At 58.5% G+C, this 19849-nt stretch carries 25 protein-coding genes and 1 tRNA gene; 15 read left to right on the plus strand and 11 right to left on the minus strand.

The window, feature by feature from the left end:
• Positions 1–3: 3 nt before the first annotated feature.
• The 3 genes from NT131_04350 to NT131_04360 form a co-directional block, all read right to left on the minus strand.
• Entirely contained in the window at positions 4–327 is a 324-nt protein-coding gene (locus tag NT131_04350; protein ID MCX6650873.1) for a NifB/NifX family molybdenum-iron cluster-binding protein, read from the minus strand.
• Entirely contained in the window at positions 324–587 is a 264-nt protein-coding gene (locus NT131_04355) for a DUF5320 domain-containing protein (GenBank protein MCX6650874.1), read from the minus strand. The genes NT131_04350 and NT131_04355 overlap by 4 nt, the downstream gene beginning before the upstream one ends.
• 80 nt (positions 588–667) lie before the next feature.
• The gene (locus NT131_04360; GenBank protein MCX6650875.1) at positions 668–955 is read right to left on the minus strand and encodes a DUF134 domain-containing protein; all 288 of its coding nucleotides are present in this window, start codon (positions 953–955) and stop codon (positions 668–670) included.
• Positions 956–1054: 99 nt separating this feature from the next.
• On the opposite strand from NT131_04360, the gene larE reads away from it, so the two are divergent.
• Positions 1055–1837 (plus strand): ATP-dependent sacrificial sulfur transferase LarE, encoded by a 783-nt coding sequence (gene larE / locus NT131_04365; GenBank protein ID MCX6650876.1) that lies wholly within the window; start codon positions 1055–1057, stop codon positions 1835–1837.
• A 48-nt stretch (positions 1838–1885) separates the two neighbouring features.
• Positions 1886–2440 (plus strand): hemerythrin domain-containing protein, encoded by a 555-nt coding sequence (locus NT131_04370; GenBank protein ID MCX6650877.1) that lies wholly within the window; start codon positions 1886–1888, stop codon positions 2438–2440.
• 9 nt (positions 2441–2449) lie between these two features.
• Here the strand turns inward: NT131_04370 and NT131_04375 are convergent.
• Positions 2450–2557: transfer RNA gene (locus tag NT131_04375), tRNA-Ser, on the minus strand.
• A gap of 97 nt (positions 2558–2654) precedes the next feature.
• Between NT131_04375 and NT131_04380 the strand changes: the two genes are divergently transcribed.
• From NT131_04380 to NT131_04390, 3 genes are all read left to right on the plus strand, one after another.
• On the plus strand, positions 2655–2864 hold the full coding sequence (locus NT131_04380) for a hypothetical protein (protein ID MCX6650878.1): 210 nt from the start codon (positions 2655–2657) through the stop codon (positions 2862–2864).
• A gap of 271 nt (positions 2865–3135) precedes the next feature.
• Positions 3136–4659 (plus strand): DNA primase DnaG, encoded by a 1524-nt coding sequence (gene dnaG / locus NT131_04385; protein MCX6650879.1) that lies wholly within the window; start codon positions 3136–3138, stop codon positions 4657–4659.
• 2 nt (positions 4660–4661) lie between these two features.
• On the plus strand, positions 4662–6173 hold the full coding sequence (locus tag NT131_04390) for an ATP-binding protein (GenBank protein ID MCX6650880.1): 1512 nt from the start codon (positions 4662–4664) through the stop codon (positions 6171–6173).
• On the opposite strand, the gene NT131_04395 is transcribed toward NT131_04390, so the two are convergent.
• The 5 genes from NT131_04395 to NT131_04415 all read right to left on the minus strand — a co-directional run bounded on the left by NT131_04395 (position 6170) and on the right by NT131_04415 (position 10782).
• Positions 6170–6604: an N-acetyltransferase gene (locus NT131_04395; protein ID MCX6650881.1), complete on the minus strand. Its 435-nt coding sequence runs from the start codon at positions 6602–6604 to the stop codon at positions 6170–6172. The two genes, NT131_04390 and NT131_04395, sit on opposite strands and share 4 nt — an antisense overlap.
• A gap of 22 nt (positions 6605–6626) precedes the next feature.
• Positions 6627–8582 (minus strand): phospholipase D-like domain-containing protein, encoded by a 1956-nt coding sequence (locus tag NT131_04400; protein ID MCX6650882.1) that lies wholly within the window; start codon positions 8580–8582, stop codon positions 6627–6629.
• Between the two features lie 51 nt (positions 8583–8633).
• Positions 8634–9311 (minus strand): triose-phosphate isomerase, encoded by a 678-nt coding sequence (gene tpiA, locus NT131_04405; protein ID MCX6650883.1) that lies wholly within the window; start codon positions 9309–9311, stop codon positions 8634–8636.
• The gene (locus NT131_04410) at positions 9304–10446 is read right to left on the minus strand and encodes a fructose-1,6-bisphosphatase (protein ID MCX6650884.1); all 1143 of its coding nucleotides are present in this window, start codon (positions 10444–10446) and stop codon (positions 9304–9306) included. The genes tpiA and NT131_04410 overlap by 8 nt, the downstream gene beginning before the upstream one ends.
• Before the next feature lie 111 nt (positions 10447–10557).
• Complete coding sequence (locus NT131_04415) at positions 10558–10782, minus strand: ferredoxin (GenBank protein MCX6650885.1); 225 nt, start codon at positions 10780–10782, stop codon at positions 10558–10560.
• A 130-nt stretch (positions 10783–10912) separates the two neighbouring features.
• Between NT131_04415 and aspS the strand changes: the two genes are divergently transcribed.
• From aspS to NT131_04445, 6 genes are all read left to right on the plus strand, one after another.
• A complete protein-coding gene (gene aspS / locus NT131_04420; protein MCX6650886.1) occupies positions 10913–12217 on the plus strand; it encodes an aspartate--tRNA(Asn) ligase in 1305 nt (434 codons plus the stop codon).
• A gap of 86 nt (positions 12218–12303) precedes the next feature.
• Positions 12304–12825: a RusA family crossover junction endodeoxyribonuclease gene (locus NT131_04425; protein MCX6650887.1), complete on the plus strand. Its 522-nt coding sequence runs from the start codon at positions 12304–12306 to the stop codon at positions 12823–12825.
• A 260-nt stretch (positions 12826–13085) separates the two neighbouring features.
• Positions 13086–13244, plus strand: coding sequence for a hypothetical protein (locus tag NT131_04430; protein MCX6650888.1), 159 nt, complete (start codon positions 13086–13088; stop codon positions 13242–13244).
• 76 nt (positions 13245–13320) lie between these two features.
• Entirely contained in the window at positions 13321–13560 is a 240-nt protein-coding gene (locus tag NT131_04435; GenBank protein MCX6650889.1) for an Lrp/AsnC ligand binding domain-containing protein, read from the plus strand.
• 36 nt (positions 13561–13596) lie between these two features.
• Positions 13597–14232 (plus strand): hypothetical protein, encoded by a 636-nt coding sequence (locus NT131_04440; GenBank protein MCX6650890.1) that lies wholly within the window; start codon positions 13597–13599, stop codon positions 14230–14232.
• 9 nt (positions 14233–14241) lie between these two features.
• Complete coding sequence (locus NT131_04445; protein ID MCX6650891.1) at positions 14242–14862, plus strand: LysE family transporter; 621 nt, start codon at positions 14242–14244, stop codon at positions 14860–14862.
• Between the two features lie 20 nt (positions 14863–14882).
• Here the strand turns inward: NT131_04445 and nadA are convergent, their stop codons facing one another.
• Positions 14883–15791, minus strand: coding sequence for a quinolinate synthase NadA (gene nadA, locus NT131_04450; protein MCX6650892.1), 909 nt, complete (start codon positions 15789–15791; stop codon positions 14883–14885).
• Between the two features lie 94 nt (positions 15792–15885).
• Between nadA and NT131_04455 the strand changes: the two genes are divergently transcribed.
• Positions 15886–16848, plus strand: coding sequence for a hypothetical protein (locus NT131_04455; protein ID MCX6650893.1), 963 nt, complete (start codon positions 15886–15888; stop codon positions 16846–16848).
• A 2-nt stretch (positions 16849–16850) separates the two neighbouring features.
• Here NT131_04455 and NT131_04460 read toward each other — a convergent pair whose 3' ends face one another.
• The gene (locus tag NT131_04460; GenBank protein MCX6650894.1) at positions 16851–17462 is read right to left on the minus strand and encodes a superoxide dismutase; all 612 of its coding nucleotides are present in this window, start codon (positions 17460–17462) and stop codon (positions 16851–16853) included.
• Between the two features lie 99 nt (positions 17463–17561).
• Between NT131_04460 and NT131_04465 the strand changes: the two genes are divergently transcribed.
• The 3 genes from NT131_04465 (at position 17562) to NT131_04475 (ending at position 19711) form a co-directional block, all read left to right on the plus strand.
• A complete protein-coding gene (locus NT131_04465) occupies positions 17562–17942 on the plus strand; it encodes a dihydroneopterin aldolase family protein (GenBank protein MCX6650895.1) in 381 nt (126 codons plus the stop codon).
• 147 nt (positions 17943–18089) lie between these two features.
• A complete protein-coding gene (locus NT131_04470; GenBank protein ID MCX6650896.1) occupies positions 18090–18632 on the plus strand; it encodes an NTPase in 543 nt (180 codons plus the stop codon).
• A 2-nt stretch (positions 18633–18634) separates the two neighbouring features.
• On the plus strand, positions 18635–19711 hold the full coding sequence (locus NT131_04475) for a tRNA (guanine(26)-N(2))-dimethyltransferase (GenBank protein ID MCX6650897.1): 1077 nt from the start codon (positions 18635–18637) through the stop codon (positions 19709–19711).
• Positions 19712–19849 lie beyond the last annotated feature (138 nt).

Below are 19849 nucleotides of genomic sequence, written 5' to 3' on the forward strand. Positions count from 1 at the left end.
GAGTTAGAGACCCCTCTTCTTTTTGAAATCATCGAGGACATCCCGGACCTTGCCGGACATGCCGGTGACGGCCTCTAGGTCGGTCTCGTCGAGCATGGCCGTGGCATGCGGCCCTACCCGGCCGGTGATGATGACACTGACCCCCTGGTCCACCAGGATCTGCATGGCCTTGGTGCCCGCTCCGCTGGAGGCGTCCGCGGCCGTGTTCTTGATCGATTCCATCTGCCCGTTGACCGTGTCCAATATCATGAAGTAAGGGCAGCGTCCCAATCGGTCGTCCATCAGGGAGTCCGGCTCTGGCCCGCTGGAAGTGACAGCGACCTTCATGGGGAGTAGGTCTCCGATCTTGACAGCTGGTCCTTGAGAACCTTCAGGCGGTTCTCCAGCATCTCCATTTCCATTTCGAGCGTCTGGCGCTGGTCGACCTTCAATGTTCCCGCTGGATAGCATCGACCCCCAAAGCCGCCCCTGCGGCTGCGACCAATTCCAAAGCCCATCCCGGAGGTCCTACCGTCCGCGTAGCAGGGACCCATACCCCGGCCGATCGGACCGGCGCCCATCGGGCCAGTTCCATCTTTGTACGGCATTTTATACATCTCCTTACACCAATGTCTTAACGGCGTCTATATTGTGCATAATCACAATATTATAAGTAATTTAGGGTTACCTAATCGTCTTTCCCTGTTGCATCTTCCGAGTCTCGTCCAACAGTGAGAGGTCGCCCCTCCACCACCATGGCCACTAGCTTCCGCCGTCCACTGTCCACGCACCTCCACACCGTTCCGCGAGACACTCCCATGCTGGTCGCGGCCTCTTCCTGGCTAAGACCGAGGTAGTCGACGAGCCGTACGGCTTCCATTTCGTCCAGCTCAAGTTGTATCGGATCGCGCCCTGTCCCTCCCCGGGGGGCGAAACTTACGAAATCGGAGCTGCCCTGGATGAAACGAGGTTTCATCGGCCGCCCCGGCCCCCCGCGCCGACGGCAATGATTTCCGGGCATATGAACATAATAAGGCAAGCTCTTAATAAATAACGTCGTTCCCATCACCGGTAGATGGCAATGGGCGAGGCGAGGCAGAAATACGACACGCTGGTCGAATCCATCAAGAAAATGGAGAAGGTAGCGATAGCGTTCTCGGGAGGAACGGACAGCACCCTTCTGCTGAAGGCCGCCCTTGATTCCAAGGCGGAGGTCACGACCTTCATGGCCATTGGCGAGATATTCTTCCCTATCGAACAGAGGAAGGCCTTGGAGATAGCCGAAAGCTTGGGGGTGGAGGTGGTCCTCCTCAAGATCGATCCGGTGAACGATGAGCTCTTCAAGCGCAATTGGGACGACCGCTGCTATGTCTGCAAGGACACCATCTTCCAAAAGATCAAGAAGGAGAGCCAAAAACTGGGAATAATCCATATATTGGAGGGTAGCCAGATGGACGACTTGAAGGAGGTGCGTCCGGGGAGAGCGGCGATCTTGGAGATGAACATTCGCTCACCCCTCGTCGAGGCCAAGCTGAACAAGGAAGAGGTGCGCTCTTTGCTCAAGGAGCTAGGCCTGCCCAACTGGAACGCCCCGAGCACCACCTGCCTGGCGACACGGGTCCCGCACGACGTGCGCATCACCTCGGAACAGCTGCGCCGTATCAACAAGGCCGAGGACCTCCTATCCTCGTACCATTTCAAGGACCTCAGGGTCAGGGACCATGAGTATTGGGCGCGGATCGAGGTGGCCCCGGAGGAGCTGACCCGTTTGTTCGAGGCCCATAACGACATTGCTTCTAAGCTGAAGCCTTTGGGCTACCGGCGCATTGCTATCGACCTGGACGGCTACGGGCACTGAGCGTTCCTGTCAAAATCAATAAAAAGGTAAGAAGACTTTGTTTCCATCATGAGGATCTCCGTCACCATACTGCAATACGAACACGGGATCGTCAGACAGGTGCTGGACGTGATGGGCGAGGTAGTGCGCACCCACCGGGTCGCCAAGCATCTGCCTGAGTTCAGGGAGGCCATTTCCTTCCTGGAGCAGTTCCTGGACCTCTTTCACCACGCCAAGGAGGAGAAGTTCCTCTTTCCGGCCGCGGCCGAGGAATGTCCCAAGATGACCGAGACCCTGGAGCGCCTGAAGAAGGAGCACGCCCAGGCCAGTAAGATGATCCACAAGGCCTTGAAGGCCCTCGACGAGGGCAACGTACCGACCTTGGAGTCGCAGGCTCGGGAGCTGGTCGACCACATGACCGTGCACATCAGTGAGGAGGAGAACCAGGTCTTCCCGGTCATCGAGAACTGCCTACAGCTGGAGACCGATGCCCTGGTGCACGCTCAGTACGAGAAGTTCATGAACAAGGGGTTCGGCAAGAACTATTATCTCGTGTCTGAGGAGTTCGCCAACGACATACAGGAAAGATTGCTCGGCCCCGGTTTCTTCAAAGGCATCTACTGAGAATTGGAATGGCGCCAAGGAGGAGATTTGAACTCCCGAGACGTGAAGTCAGTAGCTGTCCCTTCGGCCCGGGGGCCGATTCGAGGCTACCGCCTTTCCGGACTAGGCTACCTTGGCCCGTTTGGGCATTTCCGTACTCGTATTTCAATCTTGACGGTTTTACGATTCCACCGTCAGAAAAGATTAATTCGACGGAGCGCTTGAGCGGTGACATATGAGCGAGATCGAGCTCACGGTGGAGATCGGCCGTAAGGAGAGCGTCATGCAGTTGCCGGAAGGGTGCACCGTAGAGGCGATGCTCGATTCGTTGGGACTATACCCGGATGCGCACATCGTGGTCCGGGGCAAGACCCCGGTGCCGCTGGACGCGCTTGTCTTCCCCGGCGACCGCCTGCGCATCATCAAAGTGGCCTCGGGCGGTTGATGGTTCGGGGACCAGAATTCTCTGTGGGCGGCCGCCACGGCACAAAGTATATAAACATCTGTAATTTTAACTGATATGTTAAATCAAGGCCTGGAAAGGACTCCGGGCTCTCCTATATCATGATCACTATAATCATTTCCTTACGTGGCCAGCTGCGGCCGGGATGCGGATGGAAACCACTTTCAGGACCGCCCAAGTCATGGTCCTGAGAGTATAGTTGCAATTGGTAAACGAGAGCGGATACTTTTTTCGGCCTAAATGAGGTGACACAATGAACATTGACCCAAGCACCACCAAGTACCTGGTTAAGGCCAAGCTGAACGCTGACGGCATAGTCGAGAAGCCGGACGTGGTGGGAGCGATATTCGGACAGACCGAGGGGTTGCTGGGCGACGAGCTCGACCTGAGGGACCTGCAGAAGAGCGGCAGGATCGGCAGGATCGAGGTGGACGTCCACTCCAAGCAGGGCAAGTCCGAAGGACAGATACTGATACCATCTAGCTTAGATCAAGTCGAGACCGTTATCCTGGCCTCGGCACTGGAGACCATCGACAGGGTGGGCCCGTGCAAGGCCAAGATAAGCGTGGAGAGCATCGAGGACGTACGCGTGGTAAAGCGCGAGAAGATCATCGAGAGGGCCAGGGAGCTGCTTACCGAACTGATAAAGCAGTCCAAGACCAGCGGGATCGATCTCACCGAGAGCGTGCGCCAGTCCGTACAGGTAGAGGAAATAACCTACTACGGCAAGGACCATCTGCCGGCCGGCCCCAACGTGGCCGAGTCCGACGCCATCATCGTGGTGGAGGGCCGCTCCGACGTGCTCAACCTGCTGAAGTCGGGCATTAAGAACGCCATAGCCGTGGAGGGAACGAACGTTCCCAAGACCATCATGGAATTGAGCAAGGAGAGGGTCATAACCGCCTTCGTCGACGGCGATAGGGGCGGAGAGCTAATCCTGCGCGAGCTGTTCCAGGTGGCCGAAGTTGACTTCGTGGCCCGCGCCCCACGCGCCCATGAGGTCGAGGAGCTGACGCAGAAGCAGATCATGAAGTGCCTGCGCAACAAGATCCCCGGCGACCAGTTCATGGAGATGTTCGGTGTGGAAGGCGAGGGCAACGGTAAGGACAAGGAGAAGAGGCTGGAGCCGCGCGCGGACAAGGTAGAGAAACTGGAGCGCTTCGAGAAGGCCGAGAAGGCCGATCGCGATAAGGAGGATAAGGACGAATCCGTATCCAGACCGGAACGCGAGCCTCTGCCCGAGAAGGAGCCGAGGTTCGAGCAGCCCCGCCAGGAAAGGCAGGAGCGCCGGGAGCGGTCCGACCGCGAGCCCCGGGCCGATCGCCAGGATCGCCGCGAACGCGAGGCGCCTCGGGCCGAAAGGGAGCCGAGGGCCGAACAACCCCGCCAGGAAAGGGAACCCAGGGCCGATCGCCAGGAAAAGCCCTTCGTAGAAGAGAAGGAGTTGGAAGAGCGGAAGCCCGTCTCCCGCAAGCAGCTTTCTGCGGCGCAGGAGAAGTTCAAGGGAATGATCAATGAGCTGGCATCTTCCTCCAAGGCTCGCATAATCGACGCCACCGGCGGCGTGTCCAAGGAAGTGGCAGTTAAGGAGCTGGTCAACACCCTGAAGGAGGAAAAGGAACCGGTGTCCGCGGTCGTCTTCGACGGCATCATAACCCAGAGGATACTGGACCTGGCCTCTGACCTGAAGATCGGGACCATCGTCGGCACCAAGATGGGCAACATAACCAAGCAGCCGACCGGGACCGAGGTCTGGTCCAAGGACGACCTGAACTGAACATGAGCGAGACGGACAAGGTGGACTGGCGCGGTGTAGAGAGCACCGCCCAGGTGGCCATCCCCGCCGACCCTTTGCAAAGGGTGATCGGACAGGACGAGGCCGTCACCTTGGCCCGCATCGCTGCAAAGCAGCGCCGGCACCTGTTGCTGGTCGGACCCCCGGGAACGGGCAAGTCCATGATCGCGCAGGCCTTGGCGCTGCACCTTTCCCGCCCCACCCAGGAGATCAGGGTGGTGCACAACCCGGAGAACCCCGAACGGCCTTTCGTCGAGGTCAAGAACGAGGACGAGGTCCGCAACGAATCGAAGTCCAAGGAGTTCGCCGAGGGGGAGCTTATCGAACCGAAGAACGCCCCGGTGAACGTGGCCGAGCGTTTGGGATACAGATGTCGCAACTGCGGCACCTATTCTTCTCCGAAAGAGCGCACCTGCGCCAAATGCCAAAAGCCCAAGGGTACTGATTCCACCCCCAACAATCCCTTTGGGGACCTGATGACCGGACTGTTCGAGCAGATGAACGTGACCGGAATGGCCGGATCGGCTGGGAAGGAACGCGTAACTACCACCCGCACTCGCTTCGGCAAGGAGGAAGTGGTCGTCTTCGAAAGATGCGGGGAGATGATCCGGGTGTTGGACCAAGAGGCCCTCGAGAAGCGTCGGGACTGGGAACGTCAATCCCCGCGCAAGGTCATCGTCCGCCTGGACCGCAACCCGTTCGTTCTTGCTACCGGGTCGTCCGAGACGGAGCTACTGGGCGATGTTCGCCACGATCCTTACGGAGGTCATGCCCAACTGGGCACGCAGCCGTATGACAGGGTGGTTCCTGGAGCTATTCACGAGGCACATGAGGGCGTGCTGTTCGTCGACGAGCTGCCGCACCTCGGCCACATTCAAAGGTTCATTCTAACTGCCATGCAGGAGCGCCGCTTTCCCATCTCCGGACGGAACCCGCAAAGTTCCGGAGCTAGCGTCAAAGTGGAGAACGTTCCCTGCAATTTCATTTTCGTGGGTGCGTGCAACATTCAGGACCTCGAACAGGTACTGTCTCCTTTGCGCTCCCGGATCTGCGGCAACGGCTACGAGGTGCTGGTGAACACTGCCATGCCCGACACGCCAGAGAACCGCGGGAAGCTGGTGCAGTTTATCGCTCAGGAGATCACTTCCGACGGGCGCATACCGCACGCCGACGCCTCGGCCATAGAGGCGATAATAAAGGAAGCTCGGGTCAGGGCGGTGAAGGTGGACGGCATCAACAACGCCCTTACCCTCAGGTTAAGGGAGCTAGGAGGGCTCATCCGCGCCGCCGGCGATCTGGCCGTAGGCGACGGTGCCGAGCTGATGAACGCCGGGCACATCGCTAAGGCGGTGGAGCGCAGCAAGACCGCTGAAGAGCAGATAAAGGACCGCTACGGCTCCTATACAAAAGGGCTGGGAACGGACATATCCTCGGCCCAAAAGGAGAAATCACCTTACTATTTCTGGAACGAGACCAAGGACTCCATGTTCCATTAGAGGTAGCGCATCATGAAGATGCCATCCTCGCCGTCGGAGTAATAGTGCGTGGCCCGGCGCACGCTGAAGAACCCCAGGCGTTCGTAGAAATGCATCGCCGAATGATTGCTGACCCGGACCTCGAGCGATATCTGCCTTATCCCCTTTTTCCCGCACTCCCGGAAGAACTCCTGCGTCAACAATGTACCTAGACCCCCGCCTTGATATGGTTTGGAGATGGCCAGCATGAGCACTCGAGCCTGCTGCTGTCCGCTCATAATCCCGAAGACGAAGCCGACAATACGTCCCATGTCCTCCATGACGATTAGGCCCTCTGGCCAATAAGGCACCAGCTGCCAGAAGAGGCTGGGGTCGTAACGCTCCCGCAACGAATCTGCGGCCAGCTGGCAAATGCCGGGCAGGTCCCGGCTTTGATAGTATCGGATCAGCAACGGCGGCCAATCCTCCTATTCATTACTTAACCCTTTTACCTCTGCGGCCGAGCAGAAGGAGCAAACCCAATACCGGTATGGGGAGGTAGAGCAAGGCCGAGGGAATGCCGTCAGCGCCCTTAGCCACGACCACGGTCAGCGTGGTGTTGGCCTGATTTCCCAGAGCGTCCGTGACGGTCAAGGTAAGTACATGCTCCCCCTCGGGCAGGGCGATGGCCTGCAGCGGTCCGTGGACGTCTGGAAGGCCGTCCGCGTCAAGGTCCCAGGCGAAATCCGAGATTCCCGAGGGATCGGAGCAGGACGTCGCATCAAGTATCACCGCCTCGCCATCAGAAACCTCAAGATAACGCCAAGGAAGGACAATGTCCGGGGGCAGGGCGTCCCCCAGCCAATCCTCGTGGAACCATTGGGAGAAGGTCTCGGTCAGCTCTGCGGACGTCAGCATCATGGCCATCTCCCGGTTCTGCCACATGGAGTTGTCCACCCAGTTGGCGCTGCCCACCAGCACCGTGTCGTCGACGATGACCCCTTTGTTATGCATGCGGTCGAAAGGGGACTGATCGCTGGTCAGGCGGGCCTCCAGATCCCATCCGTTGCTTACCGACAGGGAATTGAGGGCCTCCACCACCTCCTCGTTGGACTCTTCGGTGCCCATACCGGCATCCAGTAGCACTTTCACTTCCACTCCGCGCTCCGCGGCCAGGAGCAGCGCGTCCATGATGTCGTTCCCTTCCAGCCAATCCTCGTCGATGCGCATCTGCTGCACGAGTATGCGGTGCTGAGCCCTGATGAACAGATTCTCCATTATCTCCCCTATCTTGTCCGGGGATGACATCAGGGAGGCTGAGGCCGGTACGCTCGGTCGGACCTCGCTGTCGTACGACAATGACCTTCCCGGACTTCCTTCCTGATAGGCGACGCTGAGTTCCAACGGGAATATGTCCACTCCCGTTCCAGCGGCATCTCTTTGGAAGATCGACAGAGCGTAACATGACAGTTCAGGTGATTCAACGACGACCGCCCAACCTCGGTTGCTCTCGAAGCTCGAATCGGCCATGTTCTCCGAGCTCACCAGAAGCCGCCTCTCATCGAACACAGCATACTTGGCGTGCAGATAATCGTAACGACGGAAGCTATCACTGGAGCGCATGACGGCCACCTCCACGCCGGCCTCGTCAAGGTAATAGACCAGAGCTGCCCCGTTGTTGGAGATCCCACCTACTGGCTGCCCCTCTAACAGCAAGGTGACCTGCACCCCTCGGGCCTCGGCCATGGACAGGTGACGGGCTATGGTCCAGTTCTCAAGGATGTATGCCGTCAGATGCACGGACGCCTCGGACCGGTCGATCTCCCTGACCAAGGAGGTGAGCCCGTCGTCCGGGTACAGGATGGGGGTGGCCTCGACGGACACCGTTCCGGTGCTAAGCGAGTAGACGCCAGGTATGTCGGAGGACCAGGAGTTGCGGTCGATGGCCTCGTCCGTCCGCACCAGCATCTCCCCTTTCTTGCACGGGACCGACGTCCCACGCCAAGGGGAAGCGGGTTCAGCGCTCCCGTAGTAAACGGAATCGGCGGCAGAACCGGACGGCCCGAATAGCGTCACATCGTCCCCGGCATCGGCCAGCTTGAGGGTCCCTTTGGTGATGGTGGTGTTCACATCCACATATGATTCCCCGGGGTACAGGGCCGCGAACCTCTCCGGTGATTGACACCATGTAAGGTTAGCATGGGCAGTTAGAACCAAGGATGAATTGAACGTCACGCTGCCCTCGCCGTCGCTCAGCCTCCACCCTTTCAGGTCTACCGCCGAACCGAAGTTGGTCAAGGTGATGAACTCGCCCGGATAGGTGGGGCATACCCGCGTTATTAGCACCTGGCCTGTGGAAGGGGCCGTGTCCGCGGCCGAGGCTGCCGGCAGGGTTGGAAGGCAGAGGAGGAGGACCATGACCGTTACAATGGTCGCCGAAAAGATGCGCATGCGGTCGCGATAGAATTGATATGAGAAGAGCGAACGCAGTGCAATCAGGCTTCAGAGGCTAGCGACCAGGTCCATGAGCACGGCCTTGACGTCCTTGGCCTTGACCACTCCTGAGGCCAGGAGCACGCCCGAGGCGCCCAGTTCTATCGCCGTGACCACGTCCCTGCCGTTCTTGACCCCGGCGCCGCACAACACCTTGACCTTGGGGTCGACGCCCTTCACCGCTGCCACCGTATCGCTGACGATCTTGGGGTCGGCGGTGGTCACGGAGATGTCGCCGCCGATCAGCTCTGGAGGCTCCACGGCGATGAAGTCCGGAGCGAACCTGGCCACCAACCTGGAGGTCCTGACATCCTTGGTGCAGACGATGCTGACCAGGTCGTTCTCCTTGCACATGTTCACCGCTGCCTTGACCTCAGCCAACTTCATGCGGTGCTCGGCGTGGTTGATTAGCGTTCCTCTCGCCCCCGCGGCCTTCACGCTCTGGGGGGATGCATACCCGGTGATGGAACCAGGCGCTCTCGGGTCGACGTGCTGCGAGAAAACTGGTATGGAGACCGAGGAGGCCACTTTGGAAAGCTCCACCATGGGCGGACAGACCACGAAGTTGACCTTCTTTTCCTTGGCCACGGTCTCGCACTCTTTGGCCAGACGCAAAGCCCCGGTTCCCTCGACCTCGGAATATACCTTGAAGTTGATGACAATGACCGGAGTCTTGAGCTCAGTCAATCTTCTCCATCCTGTCCTTCAACTTGTTGAGTACGGCCGGGCGGGTGGTGTATTCCATCTCCTCGGGACCGAGGATGGAGGGCATGAATGGTCCGTGCTGGCGCATGTAGATGCTGGCGCGGACGGCCTTCCTGCGCGCCTCGTCCCAGACGGTGTCGGCGAAATAATCCACCGGCTCCTTCTTGCCCAGAGGTCCATCGGGGTCCTCGCATCCCTGCAATTTACCGTTGCTGATCTGGAACCCGAGAGCGCAGATCCGCGGCGGTCCGTCGAAATAAGTGGGGCTGGAATCCGCCACGGTGCAGGGATACCATGCACCGTAATGAGAGCCGCGCATCCAGCCTGCCACGAGCGCGGGGAACATGAAGGGCTGCAATATCTCGCCCACGGCGGGGAAGCCGCTCTGGGCGCGGACCACGGCCACGGGGTCGTCCTTTCCGACGTACTTGCCGGCGCAGATGTTCAGCTTCTCCGTGCTGACCACGGCGCTGGTGCCCAGGTTCTTGTCCTTGCTCATGACCCGCTTGATGGCGTACCTGCTGGTATCGCCCAACAGGCTCAGGATATCATAAGATTCCTCAGGGGCGGACATCACTATCTTCTTGGAGTCCATGACGTCCACTATCTCGAAGCGGAAGCCCTCGTGCGCCCGGGGGTCTATTACTAGACCGGTGGTGGTGAAGGGGTCCATGAATATGCGGGACAGCGGCATGGAGTAGGCGGACGGCTCGGTCTTGTCGGCCATGAAGAACACCATGGGCTCGGCGCCTCTCTCCACGAACTCGACCTCGGCCGCCCCGGGGCCCATGCCACGGATGTTGCCGCTGAAGGCGTCCGACAGAATGTCCTGACCGGCGGCGTACATCTTCATCTCCTTGGCCAATTTGGCCGCGGCTTGGAACGCAGACCAGGCCAGGGCGTGAACTTCCTTGTTGTTCTCGCCCTTAAAGTGGGTCATGAACAAGTTGATGTCGTCACCCACCCGAGTCACGTAGAAGTCGTTGATGACCCCGGACTTCACTCCGTCCGCGAGTATCTCCTCGCAAATGCGCATCATCTTCGGGTGCGGCTTGGAGTGTCCGGCGACCGAGCCTACGTCAGCCTTTATGACAGAGACAGTAACCTTCTGAGACATGAGATTCCCATACCTTGGTTTCTCAGAATTACTGCATGGATATATAATGTTTGATGCCCAGATTTCGTCGAATGACGGTTAAAAAATCAGGGAAATGATTTGTGAAGTTGCCTACTCCACCTTGATGGACGAGGAGGGGCAGGAAGCCTCGGCGTTCTTGACGCAACTCTTCAAGCTGTCCGGGACCTCACCGACCGATTTGTCCCCTTTCTGGTACATCTGCTTTATGTTGGAGTTGCCGTCGTCCCCTTCCATGAAGACGTCCGGGCACTCGTCGTTGTAACAGATACCGCAACCGGTGCATTCGCTCTGATCGATGGTGACCTTGACAGGCATAGGACGGCATTTTCTCGGACCGGGCTTTAAGCTTTCGATTGGCCCTCCGTGATTGGCGATGGAGACCATCGCCGCCAATTCTTATATGTAACGGCGGCGTTATCGAGCCATTCAGTCAAGGATGGTTCACATGCTCTATGATTCCAGGTCCATAACCGCCAACGAGTACGACAAGGAGGTCACTGTTGAAGGCTGGGCCCAGGAGGTGCGCAACCTCGGCGGCATCTCCTTCCTTATCCTGCGCGACCGCTACGGCGTGGTGCAGATCACCGCGCCTAAGAAGAAGATCGCCCCGGAGGTCATGCAAGCAATAACATCACTGTCCAGGGAGTCCGTTGTCCGGGTGACCGGAACGGTCAAGGCGAGCGCCCAGGTGAAGTCCGGTTACGAGATCGTCCCGTCCTCGGTCACAGTAATTAGCTCCGCCCAGACCCCGCTGCCCATGGGAGTTGTGGATAAGGTGTACGTGGAGTTCGAGACCCGTTTCAACCACCGTTATATCGACCTTCGGAAACCGGAAGTGCGGGCGGTCTTCGAGATCAAGTCACTCACCCTACGCCTCATCGACGAGTACCTGGCCGACAACGGCTTCGTGGAGGTCTTCACCCCCAAGCTGGTGGCGTCCGGGGCCGAGGGTGGCTCTACCCTGTTTAAGGTGGACTACTTCGGCAAGGTCGCTTACCTGGCGCAATCACCACAGCTCTACAAGCAGATGCTGATGTCCACCGGTCTGGACCGGGTGTTCGAGATCGGCCCGGCCTTCCGTGCGGAACCATCGGACACCGCCCGGCACGTCTCCGAGTTCATCAGCTTCGACGGGGAGATGGCCCACATAGACTCGCAGAACGACGTCATGGCCATGATCGAGGGCTGCACCCAGTTCGTCATCTCCGAGGTCAAGGAGAGGGCGGGACGTTCCCTGACCATGCTGGGAAGCGAGGTCGTGGTGCCCAAGGCGCCCTACCCCATCGTGCCCTACGAGAAGGCCATCGGTATAGTGCAGGACGCCGGCTTCAAGATCGACCTGGGTGAGGACCTCGGTACCGAAGGGGAGAAGATGCTGGGGGACCTCATGGCCCAGGACGGCCACGAGATGTACTGGATCGCCGAGTACCCCGAGGAGGCGAAGCCGTTCTACATCATGGAGAAGGACGGCACGCCGTATTCCTATTCCTTCGACCTGGACTACAAGGGGCAGGAGATAACCTCCGGCGGGCAGCGCGAGCACCGCTATGACCGCCTGGTGGCCAGGATGGAGAAGAAGGGTCTGGACCCCAAGTCCTTCGAGTTCTACCTGAACGCCTTCGCTTACGGCATGCCATCGCACGGCGGATGGGGGTTGGGCGTGGAGCGCATGGTGCAGAAGATGCTGGGCCTCAACAACATCCGGGAGACCATACTATTCCCCAGGGACCGCAACCGACTGGTCCCCTGAACCTCCTTCCATAATTCCTTTTCTTTGATGTAGATTGAGCTTAGCAGCTAAATTATAAATCTTGCTGTATTCATATCCCTTCTGGGATGCACGTGGTTTTCGAAGGAGCGGACGCTGAGGACTATGAGTCCGGGCCCATGGAGTACGTCGGCTACCATGAGGACCATTTTGACCATGGCACCATAGGGTTCTTCGTGGCCGGTGAGCCGGTACCGCAGGGGTCCACCAAGGCCTTCTACATCAAGAAGCTGGAGCGGGTCGTGACCACTCACACCAACGCCAACACCGAGAAGTGGAGGAACCGCATCGCCACGGAGGCGCAGCGGGCTAACGAGCTCCGCCCCATCAACTTCTTCTCCGACGACCGCCGCCTGGCGTACGAGGTGACCTTGGACTTCGTCTTCACCAAGCCGAAGAGCCAACCTAGGAAATGGAAGATGAACACCAAGCGGCCGGACCTGGACAAGCTGATCCGAGCCGCTCTGGACGGCATCACCAACGTGCTCATTCCAGACGATTCGCAGGTCGTGCGCATCACCGCCGGCAAGTGCTACGGGGAGTGCGACCGGACACCCGGCCTGCACATCACCATCAAGAAGTTGGAATGAGGTCCTGGACCGGGATCTCTGCACTCATAGGGTTCATCATCTCCCGGGGGATCAGCTGACCCTCTTCTCTTCATCGATCCGATAAATGGTCCAATGACTAGTGCGGTTACCTTCTGTGCAGCAATAAACGTTTCTCAATGCGGGACGGCTAAATGTCTGAAATTAGACAGTAATCTCAGGTCGCTGAGGATTGCCGAACAGCATGGTTATGTCCCGTCCGGTTATAATCACTAATTCCGCGATAGTAAAAGAGGGATGACATGAACCAACAGCCCCTAAATGTGATGAAGGACAGCTTCGTGGGAGTGCCTTACTCCCTGTGCGTGGCCCACGAGATAACCTCGGAAGGATACGGCTTCAGCGTGTCCTGCGAGACCGGGACCATAACCGACGTCTTCCAGCCCTCGGCTGAGGAGTGAGACTTACGTTACCGTCGTCCACCTTCTTCATCAGACGGCGGCAAGTTTGATTTCAACCTCGGTTCATAGCATTATCATGAACAGCGCAATCGTGGCTATGACCATCGAGATGGGCGCCGAAGGGAAGGTCATGGACTCCCTGTGCCAGGTATCCGCAGTGCATGAGTGCTACATCGTCTACGGCGTCTACGACATAGTGGCCAAGGTCCAGGCCTCCAGCGAGGACGATATGAGCCGGACCATCTCCACGATCCGGGAGCTGCCGGGAGTGCGCTCCACCCTCACCCTGGTGGTGTGCAAGGAGCATAAAAGGTAAACATTAGCTCGTGATTTACCCAGCAGAGGTTTCTTTTTGGACAAGTTCTCCCAGGACCTTGAAACGCTGATGACCAAACTGGTCTCGGGTTGTGACGGACCATACGAGGAGTCCCTTCGCAAACTGGAGCAGCGGCTGCTGGACCTGAAGGAGATGAATCTGCTGAAGATCAACCACTCCGTGCTCGAGATGGTCGTGGCCAAGTATCTGGTGCTCGACGGGTACGAGGTGGACCTGGAGCACATGATCGACGCCGGTCTGAGCTGCGACGTCTACGCCCGGAAGGGGGAAGGCGTGTTGATCGTGGAGGTGGAGACCGGGTACGTGCCTCCGGCCCACGCCCTGGACCCCATGGATTACATACGGGCCAGGATCGCCTCCAAGATCGCCCGGTACAGCAATCACTGTCACAAGTTCTCCCTGGCCGCCCCGCCGCACTATATCATGCCGTTGATGCCCTTCTTCACCCGTCCGCCTCGGGACCGCAGCGCGGAGGAGATGGAGCTGGTGAAGCATTACTGCGACATGTACTACACGAACCCGCCAGTGAGCCTGGAGGAGATCCTGAACTCCCGCATCCACAGCGTCTCCATAATCGACGTGGAGAACGCCGTCCTGCGGGAGATGTCCCCGGACGAATACATCAATCTGACCGTGGAATGGTACATCTGAGGTGATGGCTTGGACTCCGCCCTTTTCTTCCTGGGATCCGTCGCCATCATCTCCCTCTCCGGAGTGCTCATGCCTGGACCGGTCTTCGCCGTGACCATCGCCCTCGGCTTCAAGGAAAGGTTGTCGGGCTGGAAGATCGCCCTCGGCCATGCCTGTGTGGAGATACCGACCATCGTGGCCATCTATTTTGGTCTCTCCATGTTCCTCCGGGACGATTTCGTTTTCGCCGTCATCGGCCTCCTGGGCGGAGCGTTGTTGCTCTACATGGGCTACGACATGGTGCGCAAACGCAAGGAAGTGCTCGCCAGCTGCGACCTGAAGTACACCAATCCTTTCTGGGCCGGAGTGATGACCACCGCTTCCAATCCTGGATGGCTTATCTGGTGGGCCACGGTGGGCGCCGCCCTGACCACCACGGCGATCTCCTTCGGGCTGTGGATGCTGCCTCTGTTCATCGTCACCCACATCGTCTGCGACTTCCTGTGGGAGGGGTTCGTGGGCATGACCATATTCGACACCAAGGGGAAGTGGAGCACCACCTGGCATCAGCGGGTCATCGCCGGTTCCGGCGTGCTCATGGTGGTCTTCGCCCTGATGTTCATCTACGATGCTTTGAACGGTCTGCTATAAGTGCATCTATTTTTTAAAAATCAATCCCCGCGGCCTATCTCCATCATGCGCTCCAAGGGCTTCCTGGCCGCCTCGATGATCTCTGGTGACAGGGTTATCTCCGGGGACAAGGTCTCCAGGGCCTTGATGAGCGATGAGACGGTCGTCCGCTTCATGTTCGAGCAGATCGCTGTGGGAATGGGGATGAACTTCTTGTCCGGGGCGACCTTGCTCAGGCGGTAGGTCATGTCCACCTCCGTGCCGACGATGAACTCCTTGGCCTCGTTCATCCTGGCGTATTTTATCATGCCTTCGGTGGAGGATACGTGATCGGCTAGGTCGATCACCTCGGGGGTGCACTCCGGGTGCACCATTAGCTTGGCCTGGGGGTGCTGTCGCTTCAGCTCTTTCAGGTCCTGCACCGATATGTCGTGGTGCGTCGGGCAGTAACCGGGCCAGAGCAGTATCTCCTTGTCCGGGTGGAAACGTTGCACGTAGGCGCCCAGGTTCCGGTCGGGGACGAAGATTATCTGCTTCTGCGGCATCTTCCCTACGACCTTGACGGCGTTGGATGATGTACAACAAACGTCCGCGAGGACCTTGACCGCTGCCGACGTGTTCACGTAGGCCACGATGGCCGCCTCCGGATATTTCTCCTTTATCGGAGCGAGCTCGAGGTCGGTGCACATGGCGGACATGGGACACGTGGCCTCTGATTCCGGCAGTATGACCTTCTTGCCCGGCGAGAGGATCTTGGCGCTCTCGGCCATGAAGTCCACGCCGCAGAATATGATGACCTCAGCGTCGGTGCTGGCCGCCTGCTGGGATAGGCCTAGGGAGTCGCCCACGTAATCGGCGATGTCCTGCACCTCTGGCGGCTGGTAGTTGTGCGCCAGGATGATGGCCTTGCGCTGCGCCTTCAGCTCCTGGATGCGTTCCGCGGCGTTCATTTCGGCCTCTCATGAGGAGTTCCGTATAAATATCTACGCGACCAGCGACAGAAATTGGCGTAGGTCGGCGAAACGATTTTCATCCTGGCAGGTCATGGTAAACAGGATGAACGCTCGCTCGGGCAACCTGGAATGGTACCTGGAAGGAGATCCTGTATTGGCGTCCGTGGTGAGAAGGGACGTGCTAGGGGAAAGGACCGACACCGCGCGCATCGTTGACGATCCCAGGATAAGGAGCATCATCAATGAGGTGACTAACTGGCCCTGGCCGTTCATTTCGAACCATAAATCGGCCGGACATCCGTTGCACAAGTTCGCCTTCCTTGCCGACCTGAGGGTGGACCTTGAGAGCGCCGGTGGCGACCGTCTCTTGAGATCGCTCGAGTCTTCGATGGTGAACGGCCTGCCCCGCTTTCCCAATAGAACGCCGGTCCATTTCGGCGGTTCCGGGGAGACGGAACTGGCCTGGTCCTTGTGCGATACGCCTTTGGTCCTATATTCGATGTCCCGCTGCTTTCCCTCCTTCGATGGAAAAGAGGGAATGAGGACATTATCGTCCATGTCCAGGGACAACGGCATGCCCTGCCGGGTATCCCCGGAGCTGGGCAGCTTCCGCGGACCCGGCCGGAAGGACGACCCTTGTCCGCTGGCCAGCCTCTACACGCTCAAGGCCATCGCCCAGCTGGACCGAAAGGGGAGCGAGGAATTGGCAAAGAGCATCACTGGATCACTGCTCTCGCTTTGGGAGGACAGCCGGGAAAGGCATCCCTACATGTTCTTCATGGGCACGGACTTCAGGAAGCTGAAGCTGCCCTTTGTGTGGTATGACGTCCTGAGCGTGGCGGAGACGCTGAGCCATTATCCATGGGTCCTCAGGGACGAACGGTTCAGGGACATGCTCTCCGTGATCGAGGGCAAGAAGGATCAGGACGGACGATACACGCCCGAGTCCGTGTGGACCAGCTGGAAGGACTTCGATTTCTGTCAGAAGAAGGTACCCTCGCGCTGGCTGACGTTCACGGTGGAACGCCTGCAGCGGAGGGTGGAAGAAAGTTAGTCCTACTTCAGCATGGCGTCCAGCTTATGGCCGACCGCGTCCCAGTTGACGTGGTTCCAGAACGCCTCCACGTACTTCGGCCGCAGGTTCTTGTAGTCGATGTAGTAGGCGTGCTCCCAGACGTCCAGGTCCATGAGGACGCGGAACCCGGGGATGGCGTTCACGTTGTGCTTCTCCACCTGCATGATGATGGGCTTGTGCAAGGCCATGCAGTAGACCAGCACGGCCCACCCGGAGCCCTCAGCGCTGGCGGCCGCGGCGGTGAACTCCTTCTTGAAGCGGTCGATGGAACCGAACTCCTTGACCAGCTCCTCCTTCAACTTTCCCTTCGGCTCTCCGCCCTTTCCGGCGGGGGCCAGGGTCTCCCAGAATACGGAGTGCAGATAGTGTCCTCCCACCTGGAAGGAAAGGTCCTTGGCGACCGCCTTCCAGTCCAGGTCGGCATTCTCCGTCCGGGCCTTGTCCATCTTGTCCAGTATTGCGTTGGCGGCGTTCACGTAGGCGGCGTGGTGCTTGGTGTGGTGGACGGTTAGCTGCTCCTCGCTCAGGAAGGGGGCGAGGTCCTTGTATCCATAGACGAGCTTTGGCAACTCGTATCTCTTGGCTTGCTCCATGATGATTCTCCTGAGTCGCCTATCGCAGCAAGAAGCACATAACGGTTTTGGTCAATCCAACAAGAATAAATCGTTTCAGCGTATTGAGGTCCGATTAAGATGACGAGCAGGCGAGAGGAGCTGGCTACCAGGTACTTCAACTGCAGCGAGCGGGAGAGGGCGGTCTTCGAGGCCGGCATCAAGCTGGGGACGATATACCACCAGTTCGTAGGCACGCCTGTCGCCGCAGCCAACGTGGAGATACTGGAGAAGGCCATCGAGGACGGGGTGCGGGTGCAGCCCTTCGTGAAGGACGTCAAGGTGTCCATATCCCGCGAGGTATTGCGCAAGAAGAAGGACGAGTTCGATTATCAGACGCTCACCGGGAACATGCTCAACGTGGAGCTGACCGTCACCGTCGGGAGCACGACCGTCATCGCGGGCATGGACTTCAAGTCCGACCTGCGCTACCCTTTGATGTACGTCAAGGACATCGAATAGCCATTTATCCAGTCATTTATATTTATTAAAGGCGTTCAAGATCTATACCCAGACTTACGTCAATCAGCAAAGGTAATTAAGCTTGGATTCCCATATAGGGCTTCTATCGCATCGAGCCAAAACGATGCATAACCACCGGTGAAATTGATGAACAATATCAAGATCGGGATTACTGGGCTTCCGAGCGCGGGCAAGACCAACACCCTCATACAGGTCATCAAGATGTTAGAGGAGGAAGGTCACGTCGTCGGCGGCATGATCACCGAACCGATCTTGGACAACAAAAAGAGGAATGGCCTCTATGTCATCGATTGGATGACCAAGGAGAAAGGCGTTCTGGCGGCCACGGACATCCAGAGCAAGTTCATGGTGGGCAAGTACGGCATAGACCTCGAGGTTTTGCAGAAGATAGGCGTGCAGGCCCTGGTCAACGCCGTGGAGAAGGCGGACATCATCGTCATCGACGAGGTCGGCAAGATCGAGGTGGAGAGCGAGCAGTTCCGGGACACGGTCAAAGAGGCCCTGAAGACCGAGAAGCCCATGCTGCTCACTTTGCATAAGAAATCAAGGAACCCATTGCTCCAGGACATCAGACGGCGGGACGACGTGCGCATCTTGGAGGTCACGCCGATAAACAGAAACCTTTTGCCCTACAAGATTATGAAGCTGCTGAAGGGCGAGCTGTTGTGAATTTGGAAGGTTCAACCATCAAGGAGGGGAGCACCGAGCTATTGGTGCCTCTGGCGATCTCGGAGAAGGGACCGGGGAAGGTCCAAGGACGCGTCTTCTTTAACAAGCAGATGGCCTTCAACCGTGACGTCTCCGTGACCATGTTCCGTTCCGCCATCAAACCCCGCAAAGGCCTGGACGCCATGGCCGCGACCGGAGCTCGCGGAATAAGAATATGTCACGAAGCTGCCGGCGATTATCGATTCATCATCAATGACAGGGACTCCTTAGCTTGCGAATACATATCCGAGAACATCCGGCGGAACGGACTGGAGAACGCCGAGGTGTCCAACGCCGACTTGAGATGCCTGCTGGCGAACGAGATCTTCGACTACGTCGATCTTGATCCGTTCGGCACGCCCATACCTTTCGTGCCTGCGGCCTTGCAGGGAATGACCCGGAAAGGCATCTTAGCAGTAACGGCCACGGACACCGCGTCATTATCAGGTACGCATCCAGGGAAATGCCGCCGACGGTACATGGCCAACAGCCAGCGGAACCCCTTCCTGCACGAGAGCGGCCTTCGCATAATGATAGGGACGATCGTGCGCATGGCGGCGCAGGAGGACAAGGGTGTGACGCCTCTGCTCTGCTATTACGCGGACCACTACTTTCGCCTGTTCCTGAGGGTCAAGGATGGTGCGGGGCTGGCAGACACTTCCCTGGAACAATTGGGGTTCATGTCCTACGACCGGACCACGGGCGAAAGGAAGGTGGGCGAGGGGAAGATCGGCCCGCTCTGGCTGGGACCGCTGCTAGACAAGGACGCCGTCGCTGAGGTGCAGGTGCCGGAAGGGTTGGAGTGCCAGGAGCGCACGAAGCAGCACTTCGACATATGGAAGGAAGAGCTGGACGTACCGTTCTACTACGAGACGAACGAGATTACCGCCATGCTCAAGCTGTCCCCGCCCGGAAGGGACGAGCTGCTGACGGCCATGGGCTCCATCGGCCACGTCTCTCGCACAAACTTCTCTCCCACAGGCTTCCGCACCGACCGGCCGCTCGAGGAAGTGCTGGAAACCTTCCGTTCCATATGCTGAGCTGACAGGACTCGGTGGATCACATGACCAGCTTGCGGTTGGACACCACTAGAACTACATAGTTGAAGAATAGCCCGCAGGCGATCCCCAGTTCCACAAAGAGCTCACTGAGGAAGCTGTCCCACACCAGCAGCACCA

It is taken from the genome of Methanomassiliicoccales archaeon (assembly GCA_026394395.1).
Taxonomy (GTDB): domain Archaea; phylum Thermoplasmatota; class Thermoplasmata; order Methanomassiliicoccales; family UBA472; genus UBA472.

Excerpts from the sequence above, each read along its gene's own strand:
- NT131_04350 (MCX6650873.1), bottom strand. The coding sequence starts at position 327 with ATGAAGGTCGCTGTCACTTCCAGCGGGCCAGAGCCGGACTCCCTGATG.
- NT131_04355 (MCX6650874.1), bottom strand. The coding sequence starts at position 587 with ATGCCGTACAAAGATGGAACTGGCCCGATGGGCGCCGGTCCGATCGGC.
- NT131_04360 (MCX6650875.1), bottom strand. The coding sequence starts at position 955 with ATGAAACCTCGTTTCATCCAGGGCAGCTCCGATTTCGTAAGTTTCGCC.
- larE (MCX6650876.1), top strand. The coding sequence starts at position 1,055 with ATGGCAATGGGCGAGGCGAGGCAGAAATACGACACGCTGGTCGAATCC.
- NT131_04370 (MCX6650877.1), top strand. The coding sequence starts at position 1,886 with ATGAGGATCTCCGTCACCATACTGCAATACGAACACGGGATCGTCAGA.
- NT131_04380 (MCX6650878.1), top strand. The coding sequence starts at position 2,655 with ATGAGCGAGATCGAGCTCACGGTGGAGATCGGCCGTAAGGAGAGCGTC.
- dnaG (MCX6650879.1), top strand. The coding sequence starts at position 3,136 with ATGAACATTGACCCAAGCACCACCAAGTACCTGGTTAAGGCCAAGCTG.
- NT131_04390 (MCX6650880.1), top strand. The coding sequence starts at position 4,662 with ATGAGCGAGACGGACAAGGTGGACTGGCGCGGTGTAGAGAGCACCGCC.
- NT131_04400 (MCX6650882.1), bottom strand. The coding sequence starts at position 8,582 with ATGCGCATCTTTTCGGCGACCATTGTAACGGTCATGGTCCTCCTCCTC.
- NT131_04410 (MCX6650884.1), bottom strand. The coding sequence starts at position 10,446 with ATGTCTCAGAAGGTTACTGTCTCTGTCATAAAGGCTGACGTAGGCTCG.
- NT131_04415 (MCX6650885.1), bottom strand. The coding sequence starts at position 10,782 with ATGCCTGTCAAGGTCACCATCGATCAGAGCGAATGCACCGGTTGCGGT.
- aspS (MCX6650886.1), top strand. The coding sequence starts at position 10,913 with ATGCTCTATGATTCCAGGTCCATAACCGCCAACGAGTACGACAAGGAG.
- NT131_04425 (MCX6650887.1), top strand. The coding sequence starts at position 12,304 with ATGCACGTGGTTTTCGAAGGAGCGGACGCTGAGGACTATGAGTCCGGG.
- NT131_04430 (MCX6650888.1), top strand. The coding sequence starts at position 13,086 with ATGAACCAACAGCCCCTAAATGTGATGAAGGACAGCTTCGTGGGAGTG.
- NT131_04435 (MCX6650889.1), top strand. The coding sequence starts at position 13,321 with ATGAACAGCGCAATCGTGGCTATGACCATCGAGATGGGCGCCGAAGGG.
- nadA (MCX6650892.1), bottom strand. The coding sequence starts at position 15,791 with ATGAACGCCGCGGAACGCATCCAGGAGCTGAAGGCGCAGCGCAAGGCC.
- NT131_04455 (MCX6650893.1), top strand. The coding sequence starts at position 15,886 with ATGGTAAACAGGATGAACGCTCGCTCGGGCAACCTGGAATGGTACCTG.
- NT131_04460 (MCX6650894.1), bottom strand. The coding sequence starts at position 17,462 with ATGGAGCAAGCCAAGAGATACGAGTTGCCAAAGCTCGTCTATGGATAC.
- NT131_04465 (MCX6650895.1), top strand. The coding sequence starts at position 17,562 with ATGACGAGCAGGCGAGAGGAGCTGGCTACCAGGTACTTCAACTGCAGC.
- NT131_04470 (MCX6650896.1), top strand. The coding sequence starts at position 18,090 with ATGAACAATATCAAGATCGGGATTACTGGGCTTCCGAGCGCGGGCAAG.